The 22,213-nt window shown below is 57.9% G+C and carries 26 protein-coding genes; 1 reads left to right on the forward strand and 25 read right to left on the reverse strand.

Going from position 1 to position 22,213, the window contains the following annotated elements; all coding sequences use genetic code 11:
- Positions 1 to 117: 117 nt before the first annotated feature.
- The 12 genes from BSR28_RS00005 to BSR28_RS00060 all read right to left on the reverse strand — a co-directional run bounded on the left by BSR28_RS00005 (position 118) and on the right by BSR28_RS00060 (position 12,952).
- Positions 118 to 333 carry a helix-turn-helix domain-containing protein gene (locus tag BSR28_RS00005; protein WP_073708695.1) on the reverse strand — a complete coding sequence of 72 codons (216 nt, stop codon included), beginning with the start codon at positions 331 to 333 and terminating at the stop codon, positions 118 to 120.
- Positions 333 to 761, reverse strand: coding sequence for a DUF2975 domain-containing protein (locus tag BSR28_RS00010; protein WP_158020308.1), 429 nt, complete (start codon positions 759 to 761; stop codon positions 333 to 335). The genes BSR28_RS00005 and BSR28_RS00010 overlap by 1 nt, the downstream gene beginning before the upstream one ends.
- Positions 762 to 1,006: 245 nt before the next feature.
- Positions 1,007 to 2,560: a recombinase family protein gene (locus tag BSR28_RS00015; protein WP_073712974.1), complete on the reverse strand. Its 1,554-nt coding sequence runs from the start codon at positions 2,558 to 2,560 to the stop codon at positions 1,007 to 1,009.
- On the reverse strand, positions 2,553 to 3,821 hold the full coding sequence (locus BSR28_RS00020) for a recombinase family protein (protein ID WP_073712975.1): 1,269 nt from the start codon (positions 3,819 to 3,821) through the stop codon (positions 2,553 to 2,555). The genes BSR28_RS00015 and BSR28_RS00020 overlap by 8 nt, the downstream gene beginning before the upstream one ends.
- Before the next feature lie 850 nt (positions 3,822 to 4,671).
- Positions 4,672 to 5,439, reverse strand: a complete 768-nt coding sequence (locus BSR28_RS00035; protein WP_073712978.1) for an N-acetylmuramoyl-L-alanine amidase — start codon at positions 5,437 to 5,439, stop codon at positions 4,672 to 4,674.
- Positions 5,440 to 5,472: 33 nt separating this feature from the next.
- Positions 5,473 to 5,631, reverse strand: coding sequence for a hypothetical protein (locus BSR28_RS09005; RefSeq protein WP_158020309.1), 159 nt, complete (start codon positions 5,629 to 5,631; stop codon positions 5,473 to 5,475).
- Positions 5,624 to 6,181, reverse strand: coding sequence for a phage holin family protein (locus BSR28_RS00040; protein ID WP_073712979.1), 558 nt, complete (start codon positions 6,179 to 6,181; stop codon positions 5,624 to 5,626). The genes BSR28_RS09005 and BSR28_RS00040 overlap by 8 nt, the downstream gene beginning before the upstream one ends.
- 52 nt (positions 6,182 to 6,233) lie before the next feature.
- Positions 6,234 to 6,368 (reverse strand): hypothetical protein, encoded by a 135-nt coding sequence (locus BSR28_RS09230; protein ID WP_269148035.1) that lies wholly within the window; start codon positions 6,366 to 6,368, stop codon positions 6,234 to 6,236.
- Entirely contained in the window at positions 6,368 to 6,802 is a 435-nt protein-coding gene (locus BSR28_RS00045) for a DUF1617 family protein (protein ID WP_073712980.1), read from the reverse strand. The genes BSR28_RS09230 and BSR28_RS00045 overlap by 1 nt, the downstream gene beginning before the upstream one ends.
- Before the next feature lie 16 nt (positions 6,803 to 6,818).
- Entirely contained in the window at positions 6,819 to 9,581 is a 2,763-nt protein-coding gene (locus BSR28_RS00050; protein WP_073712981.1) for a phage tail spike protein, read from the reverse strand.
- On the reverse strand, positions 9,578 to 10,264 hold the full coding sequence (locus BSR28_RS00055; RefSeq protein WP_073712982.1) for a hypothetical protein: 687 nt from the start codon (positions 10,262 to 10,264) through the stop codon (positions 9,578 to 9,580). Before BSR28_RS00055 ends, BSR28_RS00050 begins: the two co-directional genes overlap by 4 nt.
- Before the next feature lie 18 nt (positions 10,265 to 10,282).
- Complete coding sequence (locus BSR28_RS00060) at positions 10,283 to 12,952, reverse strand: phage tail protein (protein ID WP_073712983.1); 2,670 nt, start codon at positions 12,950 to 12,952, stop codon at positions 10,283 to 10,285.
- Between the two features lie 170 nt (positions 12,953 to 13,122).
- On the opposite strand from BSR28_RS00060, the gene BSR28_RS09235 reads away from it, so the two are divergent.
- On the forward strand, positions 13,123 to 13,257 hold the full coding sequence (locus BSR28_RS09235; RefSeq protein ID WP_269148036.1) for a hypothetical protein: 135 nt from the start codon (positions 13,123 to 13,125) through the stop codon (positions 13,255 to 13,257).
- 190 nt (positions 13,258 to 13,447) lie between these two features.
- Here BSR28_RS09235 and BSR28_RS00070 read toward each other — a convergent pair whose 3' ends face one another.
- The 13 genes from BSR28_RS00070 to BSR28_RS09295 all read right to left on the reverse strand — a co-directional run bounded on the left by BSR28_RS00070 (position 13,448) and on the right by BSR28_RS09295 (position 22,167).
- Positions 13,448 to 13,867: a hypothetical protein gene (locus BSR28_RS00070; RefSeq protein ID WP_073712985.1), complete on the reverse strand. Its 420-nt coding sequence runs from the start codon at positions 13,865 to 13,867 to the stop codon at positions 13,448 to 13,450.
- Between the two features lie 26 nt (positions 13,868 to 13,893).
- Positions 13,894 to 14,481, reverse strand: a complete 588-nt coding sequence (locus BSR28_RS00075; RefSeq protein ID WP_073712986.1) for a major tail protein — start codon at positions 14,479 to 14,481, stop codon at positions 13,894 to 13,896.
- A 55-nt stretch (positions 14,482 to 14,536) separates the two neighbouring features.
- Entirely contained in the window at positions 14,537 to 14,854 is a 318-nt protein-coding gene (locus tag BSR28_RS00080; RefSeq protein ID WP_198928889.1) for a hypothetical protein, read from the reverse strand.
- 26 nt (positions 14,855 to 14,880) lie between these two features.
- Positions 14,881 to 15,312 carry a hypothetical protein gene (locus BSR28_RS00085; RefSeq protein ID WP_073712988.1) on the reverse strand — a complete coding sequence of 144 codons (432 nt, stop codon included), beginning with the start codon at positions 15,310 to 15,312 and terminating at the stop codon, positions 14,881 to 14,883.
- Positions 15,305 to 15,637 (reverse strand): phage head completion protein, encoded by a 333-nt coding sequence (locus BSR28_RS00090; RefSeq protein WP_073712989.1) that lies wholly within the window; start codon positions 15,635 to 15,637, stop codon positions 15,305 to 15,307. Before BSR28_RS00090 ends, BSR28_RS00085 begins: the two co-directional genes overlap by 8 nt.
- Before the next feature lie 26 nt (positions 15,638 to 15,663).
- Entirely contained in the window at positions 15,664 to 15,993 is a 330-nt protein-coding gene (locus tag BSR28_RS00095) for a head-tail connector protein (protein ID WP_073712990.1), read from the reverse strand.
- Positions 15,994 to 16,032: 39 nt separating this feature from the next.
- Positions 16,033 to 17,247 (reverse strand): phage major capsid protein, encoded by a 1,215-nt coding sequence (locus BSR28_RS00100; protein WP_073712991.1) that lies wholly within the window; start codon positions 17,245 to 17,247, stop codon positions 16,033 to 16,035.
- Between the two features lie 62 nt (positions 17,248 to 17,309).
- Entirely contained in the window at positions 17,310 to 18,107 is a 798-nt protein-coding gene (locus tag BSR28_RS00105; RefSeq protein WP_073712992.1) for a head maturation protease, ClpP-related, read from the reverse strand.
- Positions 18,061 to 19,407 carry a phage portal protein gene (locus tag BSR28_RS00110; protein ID WP_073712993.1) on the reverse strand — a complete coding sequence of 449 codons (1,347 nt, stop codon included), beginning with the start codon at positions 19,405 to 19,407 and terminating at the stop codon, positions 18,061 to 18,063. Before BSR28_RS00110 ends, BSR28_RS00105 begins: the two co-directional genes overlap by 47 nt.
- A 29-nt stretch (positions 19,408 to 19,436) precedes the next feature.
- A complete protein-coding gene (locus BSR28_RS00115; protein ID WP_073712994.1) occupies positions 19,437 to 21,035 on the reverse strand; it encodes a terminase large subunit in 1,599 nt (532 codons plus the stop codon).
- Positions 21,036 to 21,146: 111 nt separating this feature from the next.
- Positions 21,147 to 21,437, reverse strand: coding sequence for a pseudouridine synthase (locus BSR28_RS00120; RefSeq protein ID WP_073712995.1), 291 nt, complete (start codon positions 21,435 to 21,437; stop codon positions 21,147 to 21,149).
- Between the two features lie 5 nt (positions 21,438 to 21,442).
- A complete protein-coding gene (locus tag BSR28_RS00125) occupies positions 21,443 to 21,685 on the reverse strand; it encodes an Nmad4 family putative nucleotide modification protein (protein ID WP_456236386.1) in 243 nt (80 codons plus the stop codon).
- Positions 21,686 to 21,909: 224 nt separating this feature from the next.
- Positions 21,910 to 22,167 carry a DUF7698 family protein gene (locus BSR28_RS09295; protein WP_073712997.1) on the reverse strand — a complete coding sequence of 86 codons (258 nt, stop codon included), beginning with the start codon at positions 22,165 to 22,167 and terminating at the stop codon, positions 21,910 to 21,912.
- Positions 22,168 to 22,213 lie beyond the last annotated feature (46 nt).

Consider the following 22,213-nt stretch of genomic DNA (forward strand, 5'->3'; position numbering starts at 1 on the left):
CAGCCTCTAGCGCAACTCGAGCCCCAGTATCAAACTGCTCGGTGACATTGTCACCCGAGTTGGTGCCTACTCGATCCCATGTAGATCAGTCGGCAGCACTCACCACAAGTTTCTTACCTACACAGTATCGGTATCATCCACCCACTGCAGGATGTCACCGGGTTGACAGTCAAGTACCCGGCACATGGCCTCCAATGTCGAAAAGCGTACCGCCTTGGCCCGACCATTCTTCAGAACCGCGACATTGGCCGGGCTAATGCCTACCCGGTCAGCAAATTCTTGAACTCCCAGGCCACGCTTGGCCAACAGGACCTCGAGATTCACCTGGATCATTAGATGACCTCTTCCAGTTCGGCGACATTCGCACTAGCCTCACGATATAGGCCCACGAGTAACTGCAGCAGCATGATTGCAGCTACCCCCATAGTGAGCACCCCGAGTAGGGCGGGCATAAGCAGTGGCGTTCCCTGATGCATGATGACGAACAGGTGCAGCCCAGTGAGGATCGGCATGAGACATCCCAGGACGACCGCACGCTTGGCAACGGTTAGCCAGCGCAGGACCGGGGTGCGATAAAAACTACCGGACTTTATGAAGCCCACGATCTTCCACACCGCCAAAAGAAAAACGTGAATGGCAGCCACCGTGAGGCAACCAGTGATCGCGTAAGGCCAGGGCGTGGAAGAGAAGTCGAGCTCACGCCCTACCGATTCCACCATATGGGGTATCACGACATAGAGCAGAGCCAGCGGCAGAGCCATGAGAATGAGAGCAATTTGAGCGACGCTAGCTTGTCTCCGCGTTTTCGTATCCAAGGTATCCATACATCGATTATCGATAGGTTTCTATCGATTGTCAATAGATTTGAGAAAACAACCGTTGCATACTGAGTGCAGCGGCGAAACTGTACTTACAGGGAAGGCGTCCAACGATTGGCTTTGATTTAAGGCCCCCTACTTATCGTTGCGGGCTAAAAGTTTTTGACGACCAATAAATGAGCGCGAGATCAGTGTTCATCCTTGAAGGTGATGGTGACGGTGCCGTCGGTGTGGATGGTGGCGTGCTCGACGAGGGTGAGCCAAGCAGTGTCTGAGTATTCGAGGACGCCTTGGTTTTCTAGGTAGCGGGCGATGTTTTTGGCGGCAGCGATTTTCTCCTCCGCCCGAGCAATCTCTGCGCCCAGTTCTTGGTAGCGCTTTTCTTGCTCTGCCCTCTCGCTTTCGAGCTGGTGGTATTGCTGGTCGTATTCGCCGGCGCTGATGGCGTGGTGGGTGGCCAGAGTGATGAGTTGGCTAAGACGTGCCTGAACTTGCTCAAGGTTAACCTGGCTTTTCTGCTGGCGGGTTTTTAACTCATCGATGGCCAGCAGTTTCTTCTCGATCAAGTCCAGTGAGCTTCGTACACCTTTGGTGGTGGCGTAGCGGCTGGTTACTGCTTGGGTGAAGGCTTCTTGGATGTCTTCTTCGGACACGTGTGGGGTGTTGCAGCGGGTGTTTTTCTCGTACTTGGCGCAGCAGCGCCAGATGTGTTTTTGGTATTTGGTTCCCGAATGCCACACCTTGCGTCCGTAGGCACTACCGCATTGTCCGCAGATTACGCGCCCGCAAAACGGGTGCTTGTATGAGGTGGCGTCTTTGGCGTGGTAGGCAAGTTTTGCTTGGACTATTTCCCACACGTCAGACTCGATGATGGCCTCATGGTTGGCGTGTACGTAGTACTGGGCGACCTGGCCGTTGTTGGGTTTGATGGTTTTGGTCAGGAAGTCAGCGGTGTAGGTCTTTTGCAGTAGCGCATCGCCCTTGTATTTCTCGTTGGTAAGGATCGAGCGGATTGTGTGGGGGCGCCAGATTTGCTTACCCCTGGGTGTGGGGATTTTATCCCTAGTGAGGTCTTGGGCGATTTGGGCTGGGGAGTCACCGGAGAGGAACTGTGCGTAGATACGGCGCACCACCTTGGCCTGCTCCGGGTCAATGGCCAGGTTTCCGTCTTTACCTTTCTTGTAGCCGAGTAGGGATGAGTATGGGACGAGGACTTTTCCGTCTGCGAAGCGTTTCCTGTGTCCCCAGGTCACGTTCTCGCTAATGCTTCTTGATTCTTCCTGGGCCAGGGAGGACATGATGGTGATGAGCAGTTCACCTTTGGAATCGAAGGTGAAAATGTTTTCTTTCTCAAACCACACCTCTACCCCGGCATCTTTCAACCGTCGGACGGTGGTGAGCGAATCAACGGTGTTACGGGCGAAGCGTGAAACGCTCTTGGTGATAATCAGGTCGATTTTTCCCTCTAAAGCGTCGCGGATCATGTTTTGGAAGCCAACGCGTTTGGTTGTGGAGGTGCCGCTAATACCTTCATCGGAGTACATGCCCGCGAACTGCCAAGTAGCACGCGAATTAATCAACTTCGTGTAGTAGTCGATCTGGGCGCGATAGGACTGGGCTTGTTCTTCCATATCCGTAGACACTCGCGCGTAGGCTGCCACCCGACGCACCATGCTGGGAGCCTTGCTACTGCTGCTTTGGGTGGTTTTGGTGGCGGGTATCGCCGTAATCGTTTTAGCCAACGCTTCTCACCTCTCCTTCCATACTCGGGTGACCGTCACTCTGGTAGCGCCGGATACTCCCTCCCGCCAACTCCACGCACACGCTCCGGTCGGGGCTGATTGTGATGGTGTTAATCCCCGTAATGACAGCTTCCTCATCCCACGCATCGAGGCCGAGGGCGTCTTGGCAGATGTGTTTGAGGACCTCTTCGCGCACCCTGGGTGCCTGGCAGGGATTGCCCTGGCCACGGGTCGCGTTGTAGCACCACCAGAACTTGTGGCTTGTCCCCGACCTGGTTTTGGTGCGACGGTGGAAATGTTTCGAGCACACTGTGCAGGTGATTTTCGAGGTCAACGCCATACTGCCCCCACTTGGGGTGCGTGCCCGACCGACTTGGCGGCGCATGGCCAGTACCTGTTGAACTTCGTCGAAAATCGCCGGGTCAATGATGGGCTCATGGGCACCATCAACCACCCACGAATCAAGCTCCCCCTCATTACGTTTAACCGTGCTGGTGGCCAGGTGGGGGCGGAAGTATTTTTGGCACACAACCCGCCCCGCATACACCTCATTTTCAAGCCAGGTGCGCATCGTCTTGCCCCGAAACTTTCGCCCCGACCTTGGGCGCACACCCTCATCATTGAGCATGTGGGCGGTCTTTTCTGGGCTGATACCAGCCAGGTAATTGTTGAAAAGGCGGCGCACCACCACCGCTTCATCCTCAATAACAACTAGGGTGCCTTGCTGGTAGGCGTACCCGTAGGGGTGGCGCGAATGCGGGGTGCCATCAGCGTACTTTTTGCGTATCCCCCACTTCACATTCGCACTGTTCGTCTCGGATTCTGCTTGCGCGAAAGCGGCCAGCAAAGTCAAGAGCACCTCGCCTTGGGCAGTGGCGGTATCGATACTCTCGCGCTCGAAGCGCACTGTAACGCCTAGGCTTTTTAGTTCACGCACCACCTCGAGTAAGTCCGTGGTGTTTCGCGCCAGACGCGAAATCGACTTACACAACACCACATCGACCCCACCAGAGCGCGCTAGGGCCATTAAGTCCGCTAGGCCTTCGCGCCCAGTGCGTTTAGTGCCTGTTGCTCCTTCGTCTGAGAAAATCCCGGCAAACTCCCACCCTGGGGTGGACTCAATCAGGTGCAGGTAATAAGAGACCTGGGCAGACAATGACGAGAGCTGGCGTTCATGCTCGGTTGAGACCCGCACATACGCCGCCACCCGCAGCCGCTCCCCCACGCTTGTCGGGGTAATCACTTCAAGCCTGCCTGCCATAACCTTCCCCTTGTCACCTCAATCCACAACTCTTTGCATCCACCTACGGCTTTTTCTTTGCTTCTTGGTGTTTCAATGAACGCTTAAAACCTGCGGGTTATCCACTCCAACGCGCACAAACAACCGCCCCACCACCGCATTAGGAAACGCCTCGCTCAGCCCCTCCAACACCACGAGCGCCTGGTCCTGATCGAGTACTCCCCCAGCAACGAGGGCTGACACAAACTGCGCCCCTTGGAACAAGGCCACCTCACTGGCTAGGTCCTGCCCGCCCATCAGCGCCGACCGCCCTTAGTGCCAAACCGGGCACGGACATAACACGAATGACAGCAGTACTTACGACCCTTATTCCCATACGCACTAAACACCTGCCCGCAGTGCGCACAAGTGAAGGAATAAATAGCTCGGCGGTTAAGGTGCTCGGGGTGGGCATGCCACCAAGCCAGGCGGCAAGTAGCAGAACAAAACCGGCGACGAGGCACCGGCATACAAGCCTCAATTTCTTGGCCGCACTGCTCACACACCACCCCACCATCCACAGCACTCGGGTTCTCTGTGCCGATGCTCTGTCGACGGCACAACGATTTGACCGTGTTACGACTCAAACCCACTTCCAAAGCGATCTGACCAAACGAGTGACCCCGACGGCGAAGCACAAACACCTGCTCTCTGACAAGCGCATCCACAGCCATGCCAACCTCCATACGAGAAAAACTTTCCTGACGTATGGAGGGCTCCCAGCGGCCACGATTTATAACCCCCACCCCCAAGGCATACAAAAAGCGCCCCCACCCAAACACACAAAGGTGAATGGGCAGGGGCGCATGAAAAAGGTTGAAGCCCGGCTGTTTTAGTAGCCGAGCTTCCGATTCACCAGGGCTTGGACAGCCGCATAGTTGGCTCCAAGGCGGCGTCGGCGTTCGTCTCCGTTGCCGTAGTCACCTCGGATGACCGCATCGGCCAAAGCATTCAGGTCAGAACCTGCGGAGGCGGGTGTGGAACCGTAACCCAGGCGCTGGTTCACAATCGCCTGCACCGCCGAATACTTAGAACCCAGCCGGCGTCGGCGTTCCTCACCATTGCCATAGTCGCCACGTAGCACCGCGTCCGCCAGGGCGTTGAGGTCACCAGAGGGAGTGCTTGCATGAGTGGCGGGTTTGGCGTTGCCGCCTCCCCCTCCTAACCATGGTGCGAGCACACGGGCTGGTGGGTAGTAGCGTCCCGGGCAATCCGTGGACGAGCAGTCCTTGTGGCCAAGGATGGTCAGCGGGCCATACTTGGCTTGCAGGTCACGAATCAGCTCAGCAACCGTCTCCTTGTCCGCGTCGGAGCAGCGCGGGTTGCACTCGATCCCAATGGATTCAAGGTTCTTCACCCAGTTACCCGCGTGGTAGGCGGTGTTCCCGTCTGCAACCAACTGTGCGACGCGTCCGGCTTCAACTACGTAGTGTGCGGATGTGTTGTTGCCGCCGCGTTCGAACCAGCGGATAGTGCCCTCAAAGGTGGGGTGCTTGGCGGGGTCATCCCAGTGATGAACCACAATGTATTTAATGCGGTGGCCTTGACGGCCTGTCGTGAATGCGGTGGCGTCGTGGGAATGGTCAATCGTGTAAGACATAGCAGTTTTCTCCTTGATGTAGTGGATGTGTTTTTAGGGTTGGACGATCACGTGCAACCAAATCAGCGCGGTCAATAGCGGGGTGATGGCCTGCTCCCACACCCACCAGCCCACCCCCATTACTGAGGCGAGCATCAGGGTGCTGGCCAAAGCAGTGAGGATGGCTGGCAGGTGGGAGGCGGGTTTAGTCACCATCACCACCTGCCTCGCCTTCGGGCGCGGGTTTGGTGGTGTGGGCCAAGGGTTTACGCACCTGGGAAACACTTGGGGTTAGAGGAATGTGCGGACGCGGCACCGGTGCCTCAATATCCGTTGCCTTGTGGCGACCCTGGACAGTAGTTGCGTCGGTGTCGTGGTCGGTGAGGGTGGCTAGGGCCTGGCTGAACTTGGGTGGTACCGGCAGGCCCAGGACGGTGGCGTTTTCAATCAGGGAGATGCCTTCGTTGGCGATGTAGAAGAAGATCACCGCCCCGCGAAGCACCCCCACCCCACCAAGCACGTGGGTGTCCATCAACTGGGCTAGAGCAACGAAGGCAAGGATGAGCATCTTGCCAAACAGGCCCTTAAACCCAACCGCGCTAGATAGCCTGCGGGTGGTGATCGCAGCCATCACGCCGGAGATGTAGTCGGCAGTGATGAAAGCAAGCAAGGTGTAGAGCAGAGCATCGGGAGTGCCAAACACCCAACCAGCCCCCGCCCCGATAGCGGCGGAGATGGTGCGTAGATAGTGGTCTAGTGGCATGAGAAATCAGTTCCTTCCAAAAGAGGTTTGGGCATGGAAAAGCCCCGAGGCTTCATTGACCGTCGGGGCTTGGTGGGATTGTGAGGATATGGGTTTCAGGTTCCACCAGGGGCGGTGGTTCTGCTTCTTGTGGTGGCGTTAGTGGTTGAGCAACCACACCTTCTGGCTGGGTCGGGTTAATCTCCATCAGGGCACCTCCTTCACGGTGGCTTCCTCCAACGCGTCGGATAGCACGTCGTAGGCGGTAGCGTCGCTGCCGGAAAAGGTACCCGGATAATCCACTAAGGCTTTGGTGAGGATGGCGTATTGATTCTCATAGGTTTCGGGAACCAATACAGCCTCACCCATGAGGGCCTTGTGTTCGGCTGCGAACTCAGTGGCCTGAGTGGGGTCTTTAAGTGTGAAACCGCCGGCCTCATCAAGGACAATCTCGCCAGTTTCGTCGAGGGTAGCGTACTGGCGAGCCAACTCCACCTCACTAACACCGAGCGCCTCTAGATGAGTGAGCAAGGCAGAGTGAAGTTTAGTTCTTGCCCTCGAGTCTGCCCCGGCCAGTTCCAGCCCATCAAGTAGACCAGTAACGACAGGTAGATGGTGGTTGCGAATCTTCAATACAGCCATAAGGGGTGCCTTTCGGTTAGCTGAGGTTGGTGGACATGGTCGATAGGCCGGTGTTTGGGTAGGAGGTCCAAGAAACATTGGATCCTCCGGTGCGATGGATTTCTTGGACCCAGCCCTTGTTCAGATAGGTGATGAGGTGGTTGACCCGCATAATCACCTCACTAAGACGCTTGGTGATCTGGGTGACCGAGTAGAGGTTGTTATCGGTGACCAAAAAGAGTGCTCCGCTGGAGAAGGCGACCTGGCTGCGGGTGTTCTCGCTACACCAGGCCGGCATCATCGTGCGGTTAATTTCCGAGTCCAACAATCTGATCCCACGTTTACCCGTGGTTTTCACGCTGTTGCCTCCCAGGTGCAGGTCAACGCCCAGGTGTAAACCCCTAGCGCCCATGACCGAGCCCTTCGGATCCAAAGTCAATAGAACGACATGGTCGTTACTGCCGGCCCCATACGTCCACGCCGCATACGACGCGTCCTTGGAGAGCATGGTGTTGAGGCCCTTGACGCTCTCGGGTTTGTTTTTGAATCCTGCTTCACCGATTTGTCCGATGTACTTGGAGCCGTAATAAAACTGCAAGCCCATCGAAGAGACTTTGCCGGTGAGGGTGTTGCCGTTGTACCAGCGGATCTCGGTAGGACTAATACGGATACTCTGGCTCCAGCCAGATAAGCCAACTTGGATGGCATTCGTTGCGAGCTTATCGGCCGTAATAGTCCTAGCAGCGATACGCGAAGCAGAAAGTGTGCCGGTGGTGATCTTGCCAGCATCCAAAGAAGCAATCTTCGCGGAAGTGATGGCGGCATCGCGAATCATCGCACTGGTAATGAAGCCGTTGCGGATGGTGAGCTTCTCCGAAGTAATGCTTCCTGTACGGATACGCCCGGCATCTAGGTAGCCTGTGCGGATTTTGCCTGCATCCAAACTGGCGATTTTCGCGTTGTCGATCGAAGCGTCTTTGATCATCGCCCCCGTGATTACTGCCTGATCGATGGTGGTTTGACCGGTGATGTGAACCTTGGCCCCGTCAATCAAAATCCCCTCGGTGGAGATGTTGATTTGGTTGATGACCTGATCTTTTTCCACCCGCAAGTTCACAGCACTTGACAGTTGAGTTATTTTCGAGCGTGCCCCTTCGAGGAGGCTTCCGACCACGATCTGGTAGTCCTCAACTAGCTTGGCGTTTTCTGCTCCCTTATCGACTGCCTCCTGAGCCTTCAAAAGAGCCTTCTCAGCATCCCTTGAAGCGCTACGCACACGGGTGCGTATCTCGGTGCCTGCTTTGAGGGCTGCGTCAGCGGCGTCTTTGGCTTCGGCTACCGCTTGTTCTGTCTCGTCGAGGCGTTGTTTGGCCTCCATGTAGGTCAGGTCGGTGGCGATTGGGAACCAGTCATAGCGGTTGTTTCGCTGCTCGTAAATCCAAATCTCCTGCTTTTCACCATTCGTCTTAAACCAAACATCACCGGGGTGCGGATCCTTAGGGGTATCGGTGCCGTAGTGGTTGCGGTTTTTACCGTTCGCCGCGACCAACGCCTCATCCACACGCCCCGACAAACCCGAAACGCTACTGAATGCTTGGTCAGCCCTCGCCATAGCATTCCCCGCCACGGTACTCACTGTTCCGGCTCGGGCAGAGGCATCCAAGGCAGCACCCATCGCGCCAGAAGCAAGGGTCACCGCGCGAGCCGATTGGCTGGTAATCCTTGGGGTGAAGGAGCCCAGCGTCACCTGCGCATACCCCTCGGTGAGGGGGTTGTATTGGTAGGCCACCACCCGCGCCGACACATCCACACCAGCGTCTAGGTCTTTGACCGTGACAACGTCACCGATTGCCACACTCTCCAAAGCACGAAGATGGGCATATTCCTTTGTTCCGGCCAAATCAACCAGGTTCACTGTCCAGGTTCGTGTTGGCTCATCAATGCGCTGGAGTGTGAACTGTTCCTTGGCTGCCCGTCGTAGTGCTGCTTCAGCCTGTTTGGGTGGTAGTGCGTCCTCAGCGCTGGCTCCGTTTGGGGTGGCGGTGGATTTGATGTGATCAAACTTGATCACCGAAATACGGGGGTGGGGGTAAGAAGAGAGTTTCCCGGAGTCGACCCATTTCTCCGGGAGCATCAGCCCATCAAAGCCCACCGGCACGATGCGGGTGACCACGGTTGAGTAGTCCACTGACGCGGTCATGGACAGCAGGTTCTTACCCGCCCGGATTTGCACCCCGTTATCGCTACCGCGCCTGGCTACTAAAGACAGGTGGGTGTTGTTGCGGATCAGCTCCCCACCCCAGCGATTCACAATCCCGTTATCAAGGTCCGCATCCATCAACACCGACGCAATGCTGACGCGCACTAGTCGGGCTGAGGCACGAGTACTCAGGTTGCTGGTTGCGGTGAACGGGTGCTTAAACTGCGCCCCAGCAAGGACGCGGTTCAATGCGCTGTTTGCGTCTTCGCCCACGAGATTGGTATCCATGAGCAGGTTTGCAGCCAAGTCATAGAACACATGCTGCGCCGTGACATGCACCAGGTGCTGTTCGTTGGTCTCGAGGTGGTGGATGCGGAAAAACTGGCCCCCAAGTACTGGTGCTGGGCAGCGCACCAGGTTCCCCACCCGCAAAGATGAAGCACCCTGGGCTGTGAGGGGGTAGTCGAACTCCAAGGCAAACGTGCCACCGAGTTCTTCAGTCACGATCGGGTTGATGATCTGGGCATCAAGCACGGCCAGGCCATTGTCTGTCGTGACGTCTGTTTTGGGGATCGCGTTTGCGGGGTGTGTGGTGATCATTGGTTCCTCCACCTCGGTTCAATGACAAGCTGGCTAATCCCAGGCCCGAGCTGCACATACGATTTCCCCGGACGGATGGTCGGGAATGGGCCGGTCATGTTCTGGTTTTGCGCCACATTGCCCTTCCGGCACTCCATCAACGCGGAGTCGACGGTGAGTTGGTCTGAGTCGATTTTCAGATCCACCCGGTATCCGTTGGTCTCAAAAAACACCCTGCCAGCCCCGTAGACCGTGAAGACCGGACGAGCAACAGCATTACCGGGGTTAGTGATGTTTCCGCTTTTGGTGAGCACAATGTTCTCCACCCCCGTCAAGTAGGCGAAGGGGTCGCAGGTGAGGGTGGCTTGGAACTGACCCATCAGCGGAGACACCCTCACCAACTCAGTAAGGGCGGTGCTTTTGACCTGGTAGAACACGCCTGTGTCATGGCGGAAAGCAATCCGCTTCGCGTTCGACAACGCGGTGATGGCTTTGCGCCATAACCCCATCACATCACTAGAGCGGATGATCAGGTCGAGGGTGATGACCCGGTCATTCCAACCTTGCTCGCGCGTCAACGTGCCTTCGCGTCCGGGAACCACAATCTGCTCCACCACCCGCGAGGCAGGACTCATCTTGATTGGTGATGCGAGGTGCAGATTCAGATCGCGCCTGGCCTGGATGGTTCCATCGAGCGTAAACATGCTGGTTCCCTCCCGTCCTTAAATGGTGAGTGTTGGGTTTCGGCGCGCTAGTCCCGCAAGACTGGTGTCAATGCGAGGTGCGAGGCGGCCGACCAGAGTGCCGTCATCAAGCACCACACGAATATCCATACCACGCAGCATCGACGGCACGACTGCCTCCACAACAGACTGAACACTCTCTGCCGATAAACCAGCAGATGCAGGCGGAGCAGTTGGAAGAGTCAGCCCGCTACTCACCTGGTCGAGGGCTGCGAAATGGGCCTGGGTCTTGACATCGATTGGCACGTCCAGGCCTTCGGTGAGGCTGGTGAAGGCGGCGTCGATGTCGGAGGCCATGGCATCTGCGGCTTTGGTGGCGCGTTGGGCGTTGTCGTCGATACCTGCTGCTAGACCGCGTGCGAGCATTTCACCGGCCCACGCCATCTTGCGTGAGGGTGAGTGGATACCGAAGAAGCTGGTGATGCCATCCCAAATGGATGAGGCCCAAGATGAGACTTGGTTCCATAGCCATCCGGCTAGGCCTTGGATGCCGTTCCACAAACCTTTAACTAGGTTCCCACCCACACTCACCATCTGGGACACGCCCTGCCCAAACGCCGAGACGATCCCAGAAACAATCTGCGGGATCGCGGAGACGATCGTGGAAATGATCGTTGGCAGATTGCGGATGAGCGCGGTGAGCAGGGTTACCCCGGTCATCATCAGCTGCGGAATATGCGAACTGATCGCGTTCAACACGCTGCTGATGATTCTGGGGATGGCGGAGATGATGGTGGTGATGATCGTCGGCAAGGCTTGAATCAGTGCGACGAACAGTTTGATGCCAGCGTCAATCAACAACGGCAGTGCCCCGAGGACGGCGTTGATGATCGCATCAATGATCTGCGGCAGCGCAGCCACAATCGTCTCAATAATCGTCGGCAGAGCCTCCACTAAGGAGGTGAGTAGGGTGATACCGGCTTCGATGAGCTGCGGGATCGCGCCCACCAGGAAATCCAACAGCGAAGTAATCAGCGCTGGTAGTGCTTCAATCAAAACCGGGATGGCTTCGATGATGCCCTGGGCCAAACCCATCACCAACTGCAACGCCGCATCCAATAAAAGCGGCAGGTTGTCGATCAAGGCTTGGACGATCCCGACGATTGCCGCAATAGCCGCCGGAATCAACTGAGGCAGTGCCTGGCCGATACCGGAGGCTAACGTGGCGACCATGGTCGCGGCCGCCGTCGTCAGCTCGGGCAACAGCTGCAGGATTCCTTGGACGAGGGCGATGAGTAGTCCAGTTGCGGCCTCGGTAATCGCAGGTAGGGCTTGGATGAGCCCATCAACCAACGACGTGACAATCCGCAACGCAGCGTCGAGGAAAGCTGGGAGTTGTTCGCTGATGAAGGCGAGGGCTTCTTGGATGACCTGACCCAAAGCGGTGATCAGCCCATCCACACCATCCTTCTCAAACGCCTCCGAGAGAGCGCTTACCCAGCCGTTGACCATCGGCATCACCGAGCCCGAGAGCATTTCGGTCAGCCCGCCGGCTAGTTGGCCTTTGAGGTTGGCGACCCCGTCTTGGAGCGTACTTAACTGTCCGTTGAAGGTTTTGGACTGATTCTCCATCGCCCCATAAAACCGGCCACCCTCAGCCGTAGCACTCTCGAAGGCCTCAGCCACCATCTCAGCCGAGATAGCGCCCTTACTCATCTCCTCCTTGAGCTCACCAATACTCTTGCCGGTCTTACGGGAGATTTCCTCCAGGGGGTTGAAGCCAGCATTGATCATCTGCATCAAATCCTGACCCGTCAGTTTGCCGGCAGATGAGACCTGAGCAAACGCCAAAGACAGCGAAGAAAACTTCTCCTTATCACCCTGGGCAACATCCCCAAGCATCCCCATGTACCGCTGCGCGTCCTGAGCACTGATACCAAAAGACATCAGAGTTCTCGTGGCGTCAGCCAAATCCTGCATCCCATACGGGGTCGAGGCCGCCCGGGCTTTGAGGTCGGCGACGAGTTTGTGGGCCTTGGCCTCATCACCAAGCATCGTGGTGAACGATGTCGTGTAGGACTCCATGGTCGCGTTGTACTGGATGCCATCTTTCATTGCGTCCACGAACCCGCGCCCGACAGCCTTGATCGCACTTCCGATGGCTTTAACCCCAGCAACGATGGCCTCGGATGCGAGGTTGGCTTTGAGCACGTCACCGAAGGAGAGGGCTTTCTTGCCGCTGGTGTCCATCTCGTCGCCAAGATCGTCAACAGCGTCTTCTAGGCGGCCGGTGTCTTTAGCGGCATCCTTGGCGTCGTCACCAGCATCATCAGCATTGTCACCAAAGGACGAGAGGGCTTTGTTGTTGTCCTCCAACTCGCCCTCAAGGTCAGCCAAGGCCGCCTTCGCATTATTGAGCTGCGTCTGCCACGCAAGCGTCCGCCGGTCAGTCTCCCCAAAATTCGTGGCAGCGTTCTTCAGAGCGGCTTCGAGGGTGCTGATCTTGTCCCGCTGCGCGCTGATCTGCTCAGCCAACACCTTGCCTTTAGCGGCATGCTTAGCCTGAGCATCATCAGAGCGTTTGAACTGGGCATCCACCAGCTTCATCTCAGAGCCGAGCACGCGGAAGGACGCGTTGATCTCGGTGATGGCCTTCTTGAACTCCCGCTCACCCTGGAGTGCGATTTTCAAACCGAAGTCTTCAGCCATGAGCGGTTCCTCCTTTCAGTGGTGAATATGGGGGGGCAGCAGAAAAAGTCGCGTGTAGGCCACCTCACGCGGAATTGACCCTGCGTATCAGTTTGTTACGGTGGATGACCATGTTTAAGAAATACGCATCAGCACTCGGCTTGCTCTTGTTTGCCCTTCTCATGGGGATTTTGAGCATTAACAACGTCATTGACCACCCGCAGGCATGGCGCATCGCGCTTCACCTCATTGGAGTGATTGGCCTGTCCTTCATGAGCGGCGCTTTCCTTGTCGCCGGGCTACGCCCCAAGGACAACAACGACTAGACCCCGTATGGGATGACATCGTCAATAAACGTCTCTCGCATAGGGTGTGCGGTGCCGTTCATTTGGCGGTGGCATTCGATCAGGTCGAGTAGGAGGCCGAGCGGAGTTAGCCAGGTTTCCGCCTGCCCCAACCCGAGAATGCTGGTTCCCCAGTGAAGCAGGCGGATAAACGTGGCCTCATCGCCCTCTGCTACTCGGCCTGCTGTTCTTTTCCCACCGGAGCCTCAGATACAATCTCACGCCTTGTGCCATTCACCAAAGCGGCCGTGATCGCCTCACGGTAATCCGCCAAATCGGCAGGACACGTCAGCAGCTCCACCAGGTCTTCGGTGAGCAACTCCTGCTTGTCATCAGGATGAGCAAAGTTGTGGATCTGGATGCCCTGGTTAGCTAGCAGAGTAACGATCCAGATGATCTCACCCAGCGCCTGGTCCATGTCTTCACCCGTGAGGAGTTTTTCACCGAGCTGGTCTAGGCCCCCGTAGCGGGCCGCAATCTTACGAGTAGCGCCCGTAGACAAGACGAGGGTGTACTCGGTGCCGGCGATGGTCACGGTGGCGGTGCGGCCCTCTAGTGAAGGATTTTCTTCAACAATGCTTGTTGTGCTCATTGGTCAGGTTCTCCTTCTTTTCTTGGTTAGGCCTTGGTGATAGTGGGTTCATAAACCTTGGTGTACCAAGCGGTAATCGTTCCGCTCTTAACACCAGCAGCATCTTCGGTGACTTCGGCCTTCCACGGATGCAGACCGTTCTTCTCCGCCTTGTTACGGCGCATGATCGTCCCCTCAATACTCGGGGTCGCAAAGCTAATCGAATCGCCCTTGGTGTTCAGAGATGTGGCTGGCGGTGCGAACTTCACGCGGTAAAGCCAAAAATAGGTGTACTTTCCGTTAGAGCGGCGGGCGCGGAATGCAATCGCGACCGGCTTGGCACCATCCTCACTTGTGGCGACCAGAACCTTGTTGTCATCGAGCGTGCAGCCAGTTAGTTCGGCAGCGACCTCGGGCTTGAGATCGTCGATACCGAGGGTGAGGGTGCCGGATTTGAATTCCTTGACCACCTCTGATGCGCCGTCATCGGCGTAGAGGATGGCTTCTGCCAGTTCGACAGACAACTCTGCGGAGATGGCTTTGGCAAGGGGTTTGGGGGTGGCGTAGGTTTCTTCCCCCTCGGGGTTTTCGGTGATGGTTGCGTAGTAGAGCTTGTCAAGACCAATCGTGGCCATGGCGGTGTCCTCCTTCAAAGACAAATGTGGGTGGATATATGGGAAGACCCCCGTACTAGTGGGGGTCTACTGCTAGGGCTACTTCGATGGCGTAGTGGTGATAACCAGTCTCGGGGTCGTGGCCGATATAGCGGCGCTCAGTAATCGTCAGGTCGTTTTGGCGTAAGAGTGGTAGGAGCCGGTGGACTAGGGGCAGGTAGTTCTCTTGGCTGAACAGGTTGACTCTGACGTACTGCACCTCCAGACCGGGCTGGTTGTCGGCGTGCAGGTCGTAGACGTCCACTAGGGGTAGGAGGACGGCGTAGTCGCTGGCTGGTAGGGCTGGCCAGGTGCCGGTGAATACTTCCATGCCAAGACGGCGAAAAACACTCACCAAAATCTCTAAACATTCCACCCCGATCACCTGCCCCTCATCCGGTTTTGCAGGACATACTTCATTGCTTCAAGGCACGCCCGCCGACTCGAGGCACGCGCGGGGCGTAGGAATGGGCGGGGTGCCTGCTCGGCCTTCCCGTATTCGAGAACGTTGGCGATCAGGGCGTTGGGGCGTCCATCCCTACGGTTTTCGGTGAAGCCGACTTTTACGTTGTGATCACCCTTGCGGTCCACTTTCGCAGGGCTCAAACCCAAAGCACCCAGCAACTGCCCCGTAGAGCGGGACTTACCCTTCGTGCCAGAACCGATTGCGGCACTCAGGTTGGCCCGGACCCGTTCTTCTACGACCCGCCCGCCAGCGGTGACGGCCTCGTCGGCAATCTCGGGCATGGCGGTGGTCAGGTGAGCGAAGGCCTCGAGGGTTTTGGTGGGCATTTTGATTTGTGTCCTAGCCACGATGCACCTCCCTACGCAGGAACAAGGCCAGGTAGCGGCCTCGGCCTTTGACGTTTTCAATCCCGGTAATGGTGAACAGTTGCCCATCAGCAACGACCTTCTGACCCGTGAGAGGGACCAAGCGTGGTTGGGTACGGATCCGTGCGATCGCGTCAACCTGTTCAAACCCGGCCAGGTGTGCCCAGCGGGTGGTAGCAGAACGCTCCTCGAAGACCCCACGACAGGTAAAACCCTCCAAGGCGGGTTTTGTGTAGAAGCCCTGACGGTCACTATTGTCCGAATCGTCAACAAACAACAGCTCGGTTCGGAGTAATCCCAAACCCATCACTGCTCACCCCCTCTCTGTGCTTTTTAGACTTTCCAATCCCGATCCAAAATCAACAGCCGATTCACTGCCTCCCATACCCGGGCGGCGGCGTGCGTATTATCAGCGAAAAACCCGCCGGTCGAGCCATCCCTGGATTCGTAGAAGTGTGTGGCCAGCATGATCACCGCACGGTATGTGGACTCCGACAACGGGTGATTCTCGTAGTGGCCTGGGACCAGGTGTTGGTAGGAGGTGGCGTAATCCAACGCAGAGAGCAACAGTTCACCCAGCAGCTTGTCATCCTGGCTGTGCTCAAGGACCAGGTTCGCCTTGAGGGCCGTCAAGAACTCGCCTTGGTTAAACGCGCGTGCCATGGCTTTACGCCACCCCCTTCCCCAACACGTGGCAGTGGATTACTGCTTCTGAACAAGGACTTTGACGGCTTCGGGCAAGATGAGTTTGCCATCCACGCGTTGGGTTGCCATGAACCCCACCTGACCAGTGGTTGCAAACAACTCATTCAGGCGCTTGAAAGAGCGGCTAGCACGGTCAGCAATCCAGTAATAGGACAGGTCACCGAAGGCCACGGTCTTTGCCCCGGCTTTAATCTCCGGCACAAAGCTGGAGGTATAAATGGGGCGGCCTAGGATCATGTCCGGGGAACCTGCAGTCAAAGCTGGCTGCCACAGGTACTGGCCCTGATTATCCTTCAGCTTGCGAATCGCCTTGACTGTGGAGTCGTTGGTCAGCCACACGGCGTTCTTCCGATACGGGCTACGCAGCGCATAGAACAAGTCAATGAGTTCGTCTGCGGTGATCGCGGTCTGCCCGGCAGCCTTAAGGCCTTCCTGTGCACCATCAGTCTTGTGGAAGATACCGGTGGGCTTATTAGACCCATCCCCAACAAGGAACGCTTCTTCCTCAGCAGCGCCAATACGTCGGCCGAACTCGTTTGCCAGGTAGGCCTCAATGTTGAACGCGGAATCAGCCAAGAGCTCTTCACTGACCTTGATGAAGGTGGAGAGTTTATAAGCCCCCAGCGTGACTTGCTTGAAAGCCTCGTCAGATTCTTGGACTGCTGCCCCTTCATCAAGCCAGTTAGCCTTACCGTGGGTCGCCACGACGGGGATCTTGCGATCACCCGATGTGGTGGTAATCCGCTTAGCCAGAGAACGAATAATATTCTCCTCGTTGAGTGCTTCAACCAAGGTGCGTTCGAACTCGTCCGGCACCAAGTAGCCGCCTTCAGTATCCGCACCTTCCTTCAAGGCGTTACGCACTTCGAAGGGGTTGGTGGCCATGCGCATGGCGTTCCAAAAGTTCTCGCGGTATTCATCCGTAGCCCGGAACGGCACATGCTTATGGCCCTCAGGAGCCACGGACCCAGGGGTCATCGCCAAAGGCGCGGCCACAGGCTTAGACAACTGCGCGTCAAGTTCAGCGGCGCGTTCTGCTCGGGCGATCTCACGGCCCAGGGCTTCGATTTCGGCTTCCATACGACCATAGGTTTCATCATCCTCAGCCGTCAGGATCCCGTTATTGGCGCTTTGGCGTTCAGTGAGGAAGGCCTTGGCCTTCTCCCACGTCTCGGCGCGCCGGGTTCGCAAATCGTTGATAGTGGTAGTCATGGTTGTATGTGTCCTTTCAAAACACGAAGGGTGGGTATGAGAAAAGCCCCACCCGGAACTGGTTAGGGCTTCAAGTGATCGAGGGCGGATAACAGGTCGCTGACCGCGCGGCCAGCAGGTGGCGGTGGATCAGGCTCCGCTACTAATGGCAGCGGTTCTTGACCACCAGTGAGGTCTGCGTTGATGGCATTGATGAGGCTGTTGGTGACGGCGCGGCGAGAAAACACCATCGCTGACCTGCCCGCATCCGGCTGTGAGGCCGGGAACGGACTGCCGGGGCTGATCAGGCCGTCTGCGAAACCAAGCTCAATGGCCTTGTTCGCGTCCATCCAAGTCTCCGCATCCATCAACTCCGACAACTCTGTACGGTCCATGTCCGTTTTGAGCTCGTAAGCGTTGAGAATGGATTCCTTGACCTCAGCCAACATCGACACCGCCCGGAGCATCTCGTCTGAGTCGCCGATGGCGGCGGTCATAGGGTTGTGAATCATCAACATCGCCACCGGACTCATCAGCACCTCACTACCCGCCATCGCAATCACACTGGCGGCTGATGCGGCGAGGCCGTCTATTTTCACGGTGACGTGCCCTGGGTAGTCCATGAGCATCGAATAAATCTCGGCAGCCGCAATCACATCCCCGCCCGGGCTATTGATCCACACGATAATGTCGCCGCTGCCGCTCATGAGTTCGTCGCGAAATTGCTGGGGTGTGGTTTCGTCTCCGAACCAAGACTCGGGCGCAATCGGCCCACGCAGTTCAAGTACGCGCTTGCCATCCGGTGCGGTGGTGTAATCCCAAAAACGCCTGGTGCTAGTGGGTGTCTTCATGTTCGGGTCGGCTCTCATTGTCGCCGTCATCGCTTTCCTCCTTATGGTCACTGTCGGGTTCATCAAGTTGAATGTCTGGTTGGGTGTCCCGCATTTGGTGGTGGGTGTAGTAGCTACCCGCTTGGTTGAGTGGGAGCATGTTGCCGTTGACCAGGTACAAGTCGCCGCCATCGGCGGCAGCGATGCGGTCGAGGTTTTCCAAGGCGCGGATGTCGTTGGCGCTCATCCACCCGTTCTGCCTGGCCACGGCGTAGCCGTTCATGCGCGAGACGTAGTCGCCGCGCAGCAGGCCCTCGAGGTTGAACTTCACGAATACGCTCGGCTTCTCACGCGGGCTAAGCAGCGTCTTGGTCAGGGCTTGTTCCCAGCGGATGACCCACGGGTCGAGGGTGTATTTCACGAACTCCAAGGACTGCTGCTCAATATTGGAGAAGCTCGATTTTTCGAGGTCGCCCACCATGTGCGGTGGGATGCGGAAGATCCGGGCGATCTCGTTGATCTGGAACTTGCGTGTCTCCAAGAACTGCGCCTGCTCCGGGGAGACGGAGATGGGCGTGTACTTCATGCCCTCTTCGAGCACCGCGACCTTGTTGGCGTTGCGGGCCCCACCAAAGGTTTGCTGCCAGGACTCGCGCACCCGAGACGGGTCTTTGATCGTGCCCGGATGCTCCAACACCCCGCCAGGGGCGGCCCCGTTGGCGAAGAACGACGCCCCGTAGTCCTCGCAGGCCTGCGCCATGCCGATCGCGTTTTTCGCCATCGCAATCGGCGAGTAACCCACCAGCCCGTCAAACCCGAGCCCTGGGATGTGCAGCACGTCAGCAGGCGACAGCCGGATGCGAGACCACTCACCGGCGGGTTCGTCGCTGGTGGTCTGGTACTCGTAGTAGAGCCTGCCCGCATCGTCGCGCCCCACACTCATCCGGTTGGGCATCAGCGGATACAGGCCAATGACCTCGTCGAGGCCGTTGCGGATGACCTGTGCGTAGGCGTTGCCCCACAGCAGCAGATGCGTCATGAGGGTCTCGCGGAAGACGAAGCTGGTCATCTCCGGGTTGGGCTCATCGTGCAGCAGCCGGTAGAGCGTGTGGTCGGTGGCTTTGACCTTCGACCCGTCTTTCTCGGTGCGGTAGACGTGCAGGGGCAGGCCCGCGATCGCCTCCGCCAGGATCCGCACGCACGAATAAACGGCGGTCATCTGCATCGCTGAGCGTTCGGTGACTGTGCGCCCGGAGCTGGTGGGCCCGAACAGGAAGCTGTAGCTCGAGGACAGCTGGTGGTTCGACACCTGCCGGGCATTGATGCCGCGTAGCCAGTCGAAAAGTCCCACAGGGGCCTCCTTTTGCGTTGTCGTGAGCGTTAGAAGACGAGCAGCCCGCGCGAGTCGTACACGGATGTGCCCGTATCGCTACTGCCGCCTCGGATGGCGCGGTCAAGGGCCATGATGGTGGCGACGACCCCGTCGATCTTCTCGGTGGACTTTTGCTTGTCGGGTTTGATGTTTCCTGCCGGGTCGGTGCGTACATGGATGTTGTCGACCATCCAGGCCAGCACCGGGTGGCCCCCGTGGGCGAGGCGGCCTTCGAGTGCGAGTTTCATCAGCTCCTTGCTCGGTGGGCTCATGTCTTTGAAGCCTTGCCCGAAGGGCACGACGGTGAAACCGGCATCGTCGAGGTTTTGGCTCATTTGGACTGCGCCCCACCGGTCGAAGGCGATCTCGCGGATATCGAAGCGCGTGCCGAGCTGCTCAATGAGGTGCTCGATGTGGGCGTAGTGGACCACGTTGCCTTGCGTGGTCTCAAGAAAGCCTTGGGCGTGCCACAGGTCGTAGGGCACGTGATCACGTGCCACCCGCAGCTTGAGGTTGTCCTCGGGAATCCAGAACCACGGGACGATCCGGTACTTCTCGTCCTCCCCGTAGGGCGGGAAGACGAGCACGAACGCGGTGATATCCGTCGTGGAGGCCAAGTCCAGCCCGCCGTAGCAAGGTCTGCCCTCCAGCTCGTCTAGGTCTACCGGGTCTGCGCATGCGTCCCAGATGTGCATGGGCATCCACCGCACGGACTGCTTGACCCACTGGTTAAGCCGCAGCTGGCGAAACGAGTTCTCCTCGGCGGGGTTCTGGCGAGCCGAGTTGCACGCGGCCCGCACCTTCTCCACCGGCACCGTGACGCCAAGCGAGGGGTTGGCCTTGTGCCAGACCTTTTCATCCGTCCAGTCATCATCCAGGTCTGCGCCGTAGATCACCGGGTAGAAGGTGGGGTCGTGTTTCTTGCCCGCCAGGATGTCGCGCGCTTTTTGGTGCTGCTCGTAGCAGATGCTGTGGGTGTCGGTGCCTGCGGTGGTGATGAGGAAGTACAGCGGCTGGGTGCGCGCATCACCAGAGCCCTTGGTCATCACGTCGAACAGGGCCCGGTTGGGTTGGGTGTGCAGCTCGTCAAAGACGACGCCGGAGATGTTGAACCCGTGCTTGGAGTACGCCTCCGCCGAGAGCACCTGGTAGAAGCTGTTGGTCGGCTTGTAGATGATGCGCTTCTGACTGCTGAGGATTTTCACCCGCTTCGATAGGGCTGGTGATTGGCGGATCATGTCGGCGGCGACCTCGAAGACGATGCTGGCTTGCTGCCGGTCGGCCGCGCACCCGTATACCTCAGCGGCTTGCTCCCCGTCCCCGCAGGTCAAAAGCAGTGCGATCGCGGCAGCCAACTCGGACTTACCCTGCTTCTTGGGGATCTCCACATACGCGGTGGTGAACTGGCGGTAGCCGTCGGGTTTGATGGTGCCGAACAGGTCGCGCACGATCTGTTCTTGCCAACCCAGCAGCGTAAACGGTGTGCCTGCCCAGCGGCCTTTCGTGTGGCGCAGCGCCTGAATGAACGCGACAGCGAAATCCGCTTTGCGCTGGTTGTAGGTGGAGCCGTCGGCCATGAACCTGGTCGGCTGATACGTGCTCGTCATCGGGCAGCAGCTCCTTCCTCGGGGCATAAGAAAAGCCCCAACCATGTGGGGCGAAACGGATCACGTCGGGCCAGGCTCGGCCCGTTTGCGTGGTCGGGGCGGCGCGAGGGGTTAGCAGTAGGTGGCGCGGAAGTTGGCGACCACCTGGCCGGTGTCGAAACCGCCGTAGCTCCAATCGGACAGGCTGCGCTGCCTGGCCAGGGCGATGATCTGATCGGCTTTGGTGTAGTACCAGCCGATGCAGCTGAGCGTGTGGACGGGGATCTTCTCGGCCCCGACCTCCTCAGCGAGCTCCTCCAGCACGCTGAAGAGGATCTCAGCGACAGCCTGGATGTCACCGTGCGCCACCGCGTCGGCGGGGATCTGAAGGTGGCTTGTGATCAGGTGCCCAGTGGCCTCCATGCTTGTTACTCCTGGGTTGTGGCGGGGATCTGGGCGAGGGCCCAAGCGATAGCATGCCCGGCATCGTCGAAAAGCTGGTCAGCCTCGGCGACCAAGTCGAGGACGCATTCGCTGCGGCTACGCGACTCAGGCCCGAAACCGGGGATGGGCTGCTCGGCGAGCTTGTACACGCGAGCGTCGTTTCCGATCTTGCCTTTGCCCAGGTGCCGGTAGGCCGAAGCAAGGACGTAGTCCCCGTAGGCGAGCACCGTGCCGTAGCTGTCGGTTGCCATCTGCAGGTGTTCCATCGTGATCGCTTGAGTGTTCATGACCTTCTCCGTTTCTGTTCTTGTTTGGTCATGTACATACAGCCATAGTTGTGCCTTGTTATCCAGTTATTTTCCGCTTATTTTCAAAGGAAAATAGCGGTCATCATCACTTCTGCGATATGAGGGAAACCGCCCTAGGAGGCGGCTTCCATGAGCGGGGTTTGCTAGGCGATGGTGAGGTGGAACGCGGGAACCATCGAGTGCTCTCCGGTGGTCCAGTCGGCATATGCGCTCTTGACCTTGACCAGGCCGTTCACAGCGGCACCGTGTTCAGCAAAGCCCCACAACAAGGTCGCCATGTCGGTTTGCCCCACGCTGATCGTGAACTCTCCGATCCCTAGTTCTTTGAGCTCGGTGAGGATGGCAGGAATGTCGGCATCGAAGATGACTCCGGAGGGCTCTGTTGCAAAGATTGGCGGCAGTCAGAGGTAGGCTGTCGCTCTGCGCCGATCAGGCGGCTGCTGCGAA

This window comes from Boudabousia liubingyangii, assembly GCF_001907245.1.
GTDB classification, from domain to species: domain Bacteria; phylum Actinomycetota; class Actinomycetes; order Actinomycetales; family Actinomycetaceae; genus Boudabousia; species Boudabousia liubingyangii.

Excerpts from the sequence above, each read along its gene's own strand:
- BSR28_RS00005 (WP_073708695.1), bottom strand. The coding sequence starts at position 333 with ATGATCCAGGTGAATCTCGAGGTCCTGTTGGCCAAGCGTGGCCTGGGA.
- BSR28_RS00010 (WP_158020308.1), bottom strand. The coding sequence starts at position 761 with ATGGCTCTGCCGCTGGCTCTGCTCTATGTCGTGATACCCCATATGGTG.
- BSR28_RS00020 (WP_073712975.1), bottom strand. The coding sequence starts at position 3,821 with ATGGCAGGCAGGCTTGAAGTGATTACCCCGACAAGCGTGGGGGAGCGG.
- BSR28_RS00035 (WP_073712978.1), bottom strand. The coding sequence starts at position 5,439 with ATGTCTTACACGATTGACCATTCCCACGACGCCACCGCATTCACGACA.
- BSR28_RS00040 (WP_073712979.1), bottom strand. The coding sequence starts at position 6,181 with ATGCCACTAGACCACTATCTACGCACCATCTCCGCCGCTATCGGGGCG.
- BSR28_RS09230 (WP_269148035.1), bottom strand. The coding sequence starts at position 6,368 with ATGGAGATTAACCCGACCCAGCCAGAAGGTGTGGTTGCTCAACCACTA.
- BSR28_RS00045 (WP_073712980.1), bottom strand. The coding sequence starts at position 6,802 with ATGGCTGTATTGAAGATTCGCAACCACCATCTACCTGTCGTTACTGGT.
- BSR28_RS00050 (WP_073712981.1), bottom strand. The coding sequence starts at position 9,581 with ATGATCACCACACACCCCGCAAACGCGATCCCCAAAACAGACGTCACG.
- BSR28_RS00055 (WP_073712982.1), bottom strand. The coding sequence starts at position 10,264 with ATGTTTACGCTCGATGGAACCATCCAGGCCAGGCGCGATCTGAATCTG.
- BSR28_RS00060 (WP_073712983.1), bottom strand. The coding sequence starts at position 12,952 with ATGGCTGAAGACTTCGGTTTGAAAATCGCACTCCAGGGTGAGCGGGAG.
- BSR28_RS00070 (WP_073712985.1), bottom strand. The coding sequence starts at position 13,867 with ATGAGCACAACAAGCATTGTTGAAGAAAATCCTTCACTAGAGGGCCGC.
- BSR28_RS00075 (WP_073712986.1), bottom strand. The coding sequence starts at position 14,481 with ATGGCCACGATTGGTCTTGACAAGCTCTACTACGCAACCATCACCGAA.
- BSR28_RS00090 (WP_073712989.1), bottom strand. The coding sequence starts at position 15,637 with ATGGGTTTGGGATTACTCCGAACCGAGCTGTTGTTTGTTGACGATTCG.
- BSR28_RS00095 (WP_073712990.1), bottom strand. The coding sequence starts at position 15,993 with ATGGCACGCGCGTTTAACCAAGGCGAGTTCTTGACGGCCCTCAAGGCG.
- BSR28_RS00100 (WP_073712991.1), bottom strand. The coding sequence starts at position 17,247 with ATGACTACCACTATCAACGATTTGCGAACCCGGCGCGCCGAGACGTGG.
- BSR28_RS00105 (WP_073712992.1), bottom strand. The coding sequence starts at position 18,107 with ATGACGGCGACAATGAGAGCCGACCCGAACATGAAGACACCCACTAGC.
- BSR28_RS00115 (WP_073712994.1), bottom strand. The coding sequence starts at position 21,035 with ATGACGAGCACGTATCAGCCGACCAGGTTCATGGCCGACGGCTCCACC.
- BSR28_RS00120 (WP_073712995.1), bottom strand. The coding sequence starts at position 21,437 with ATGGAGGCCACTGGGCACCTGATCACAAGCCACCTTCAGATCCCCGCC.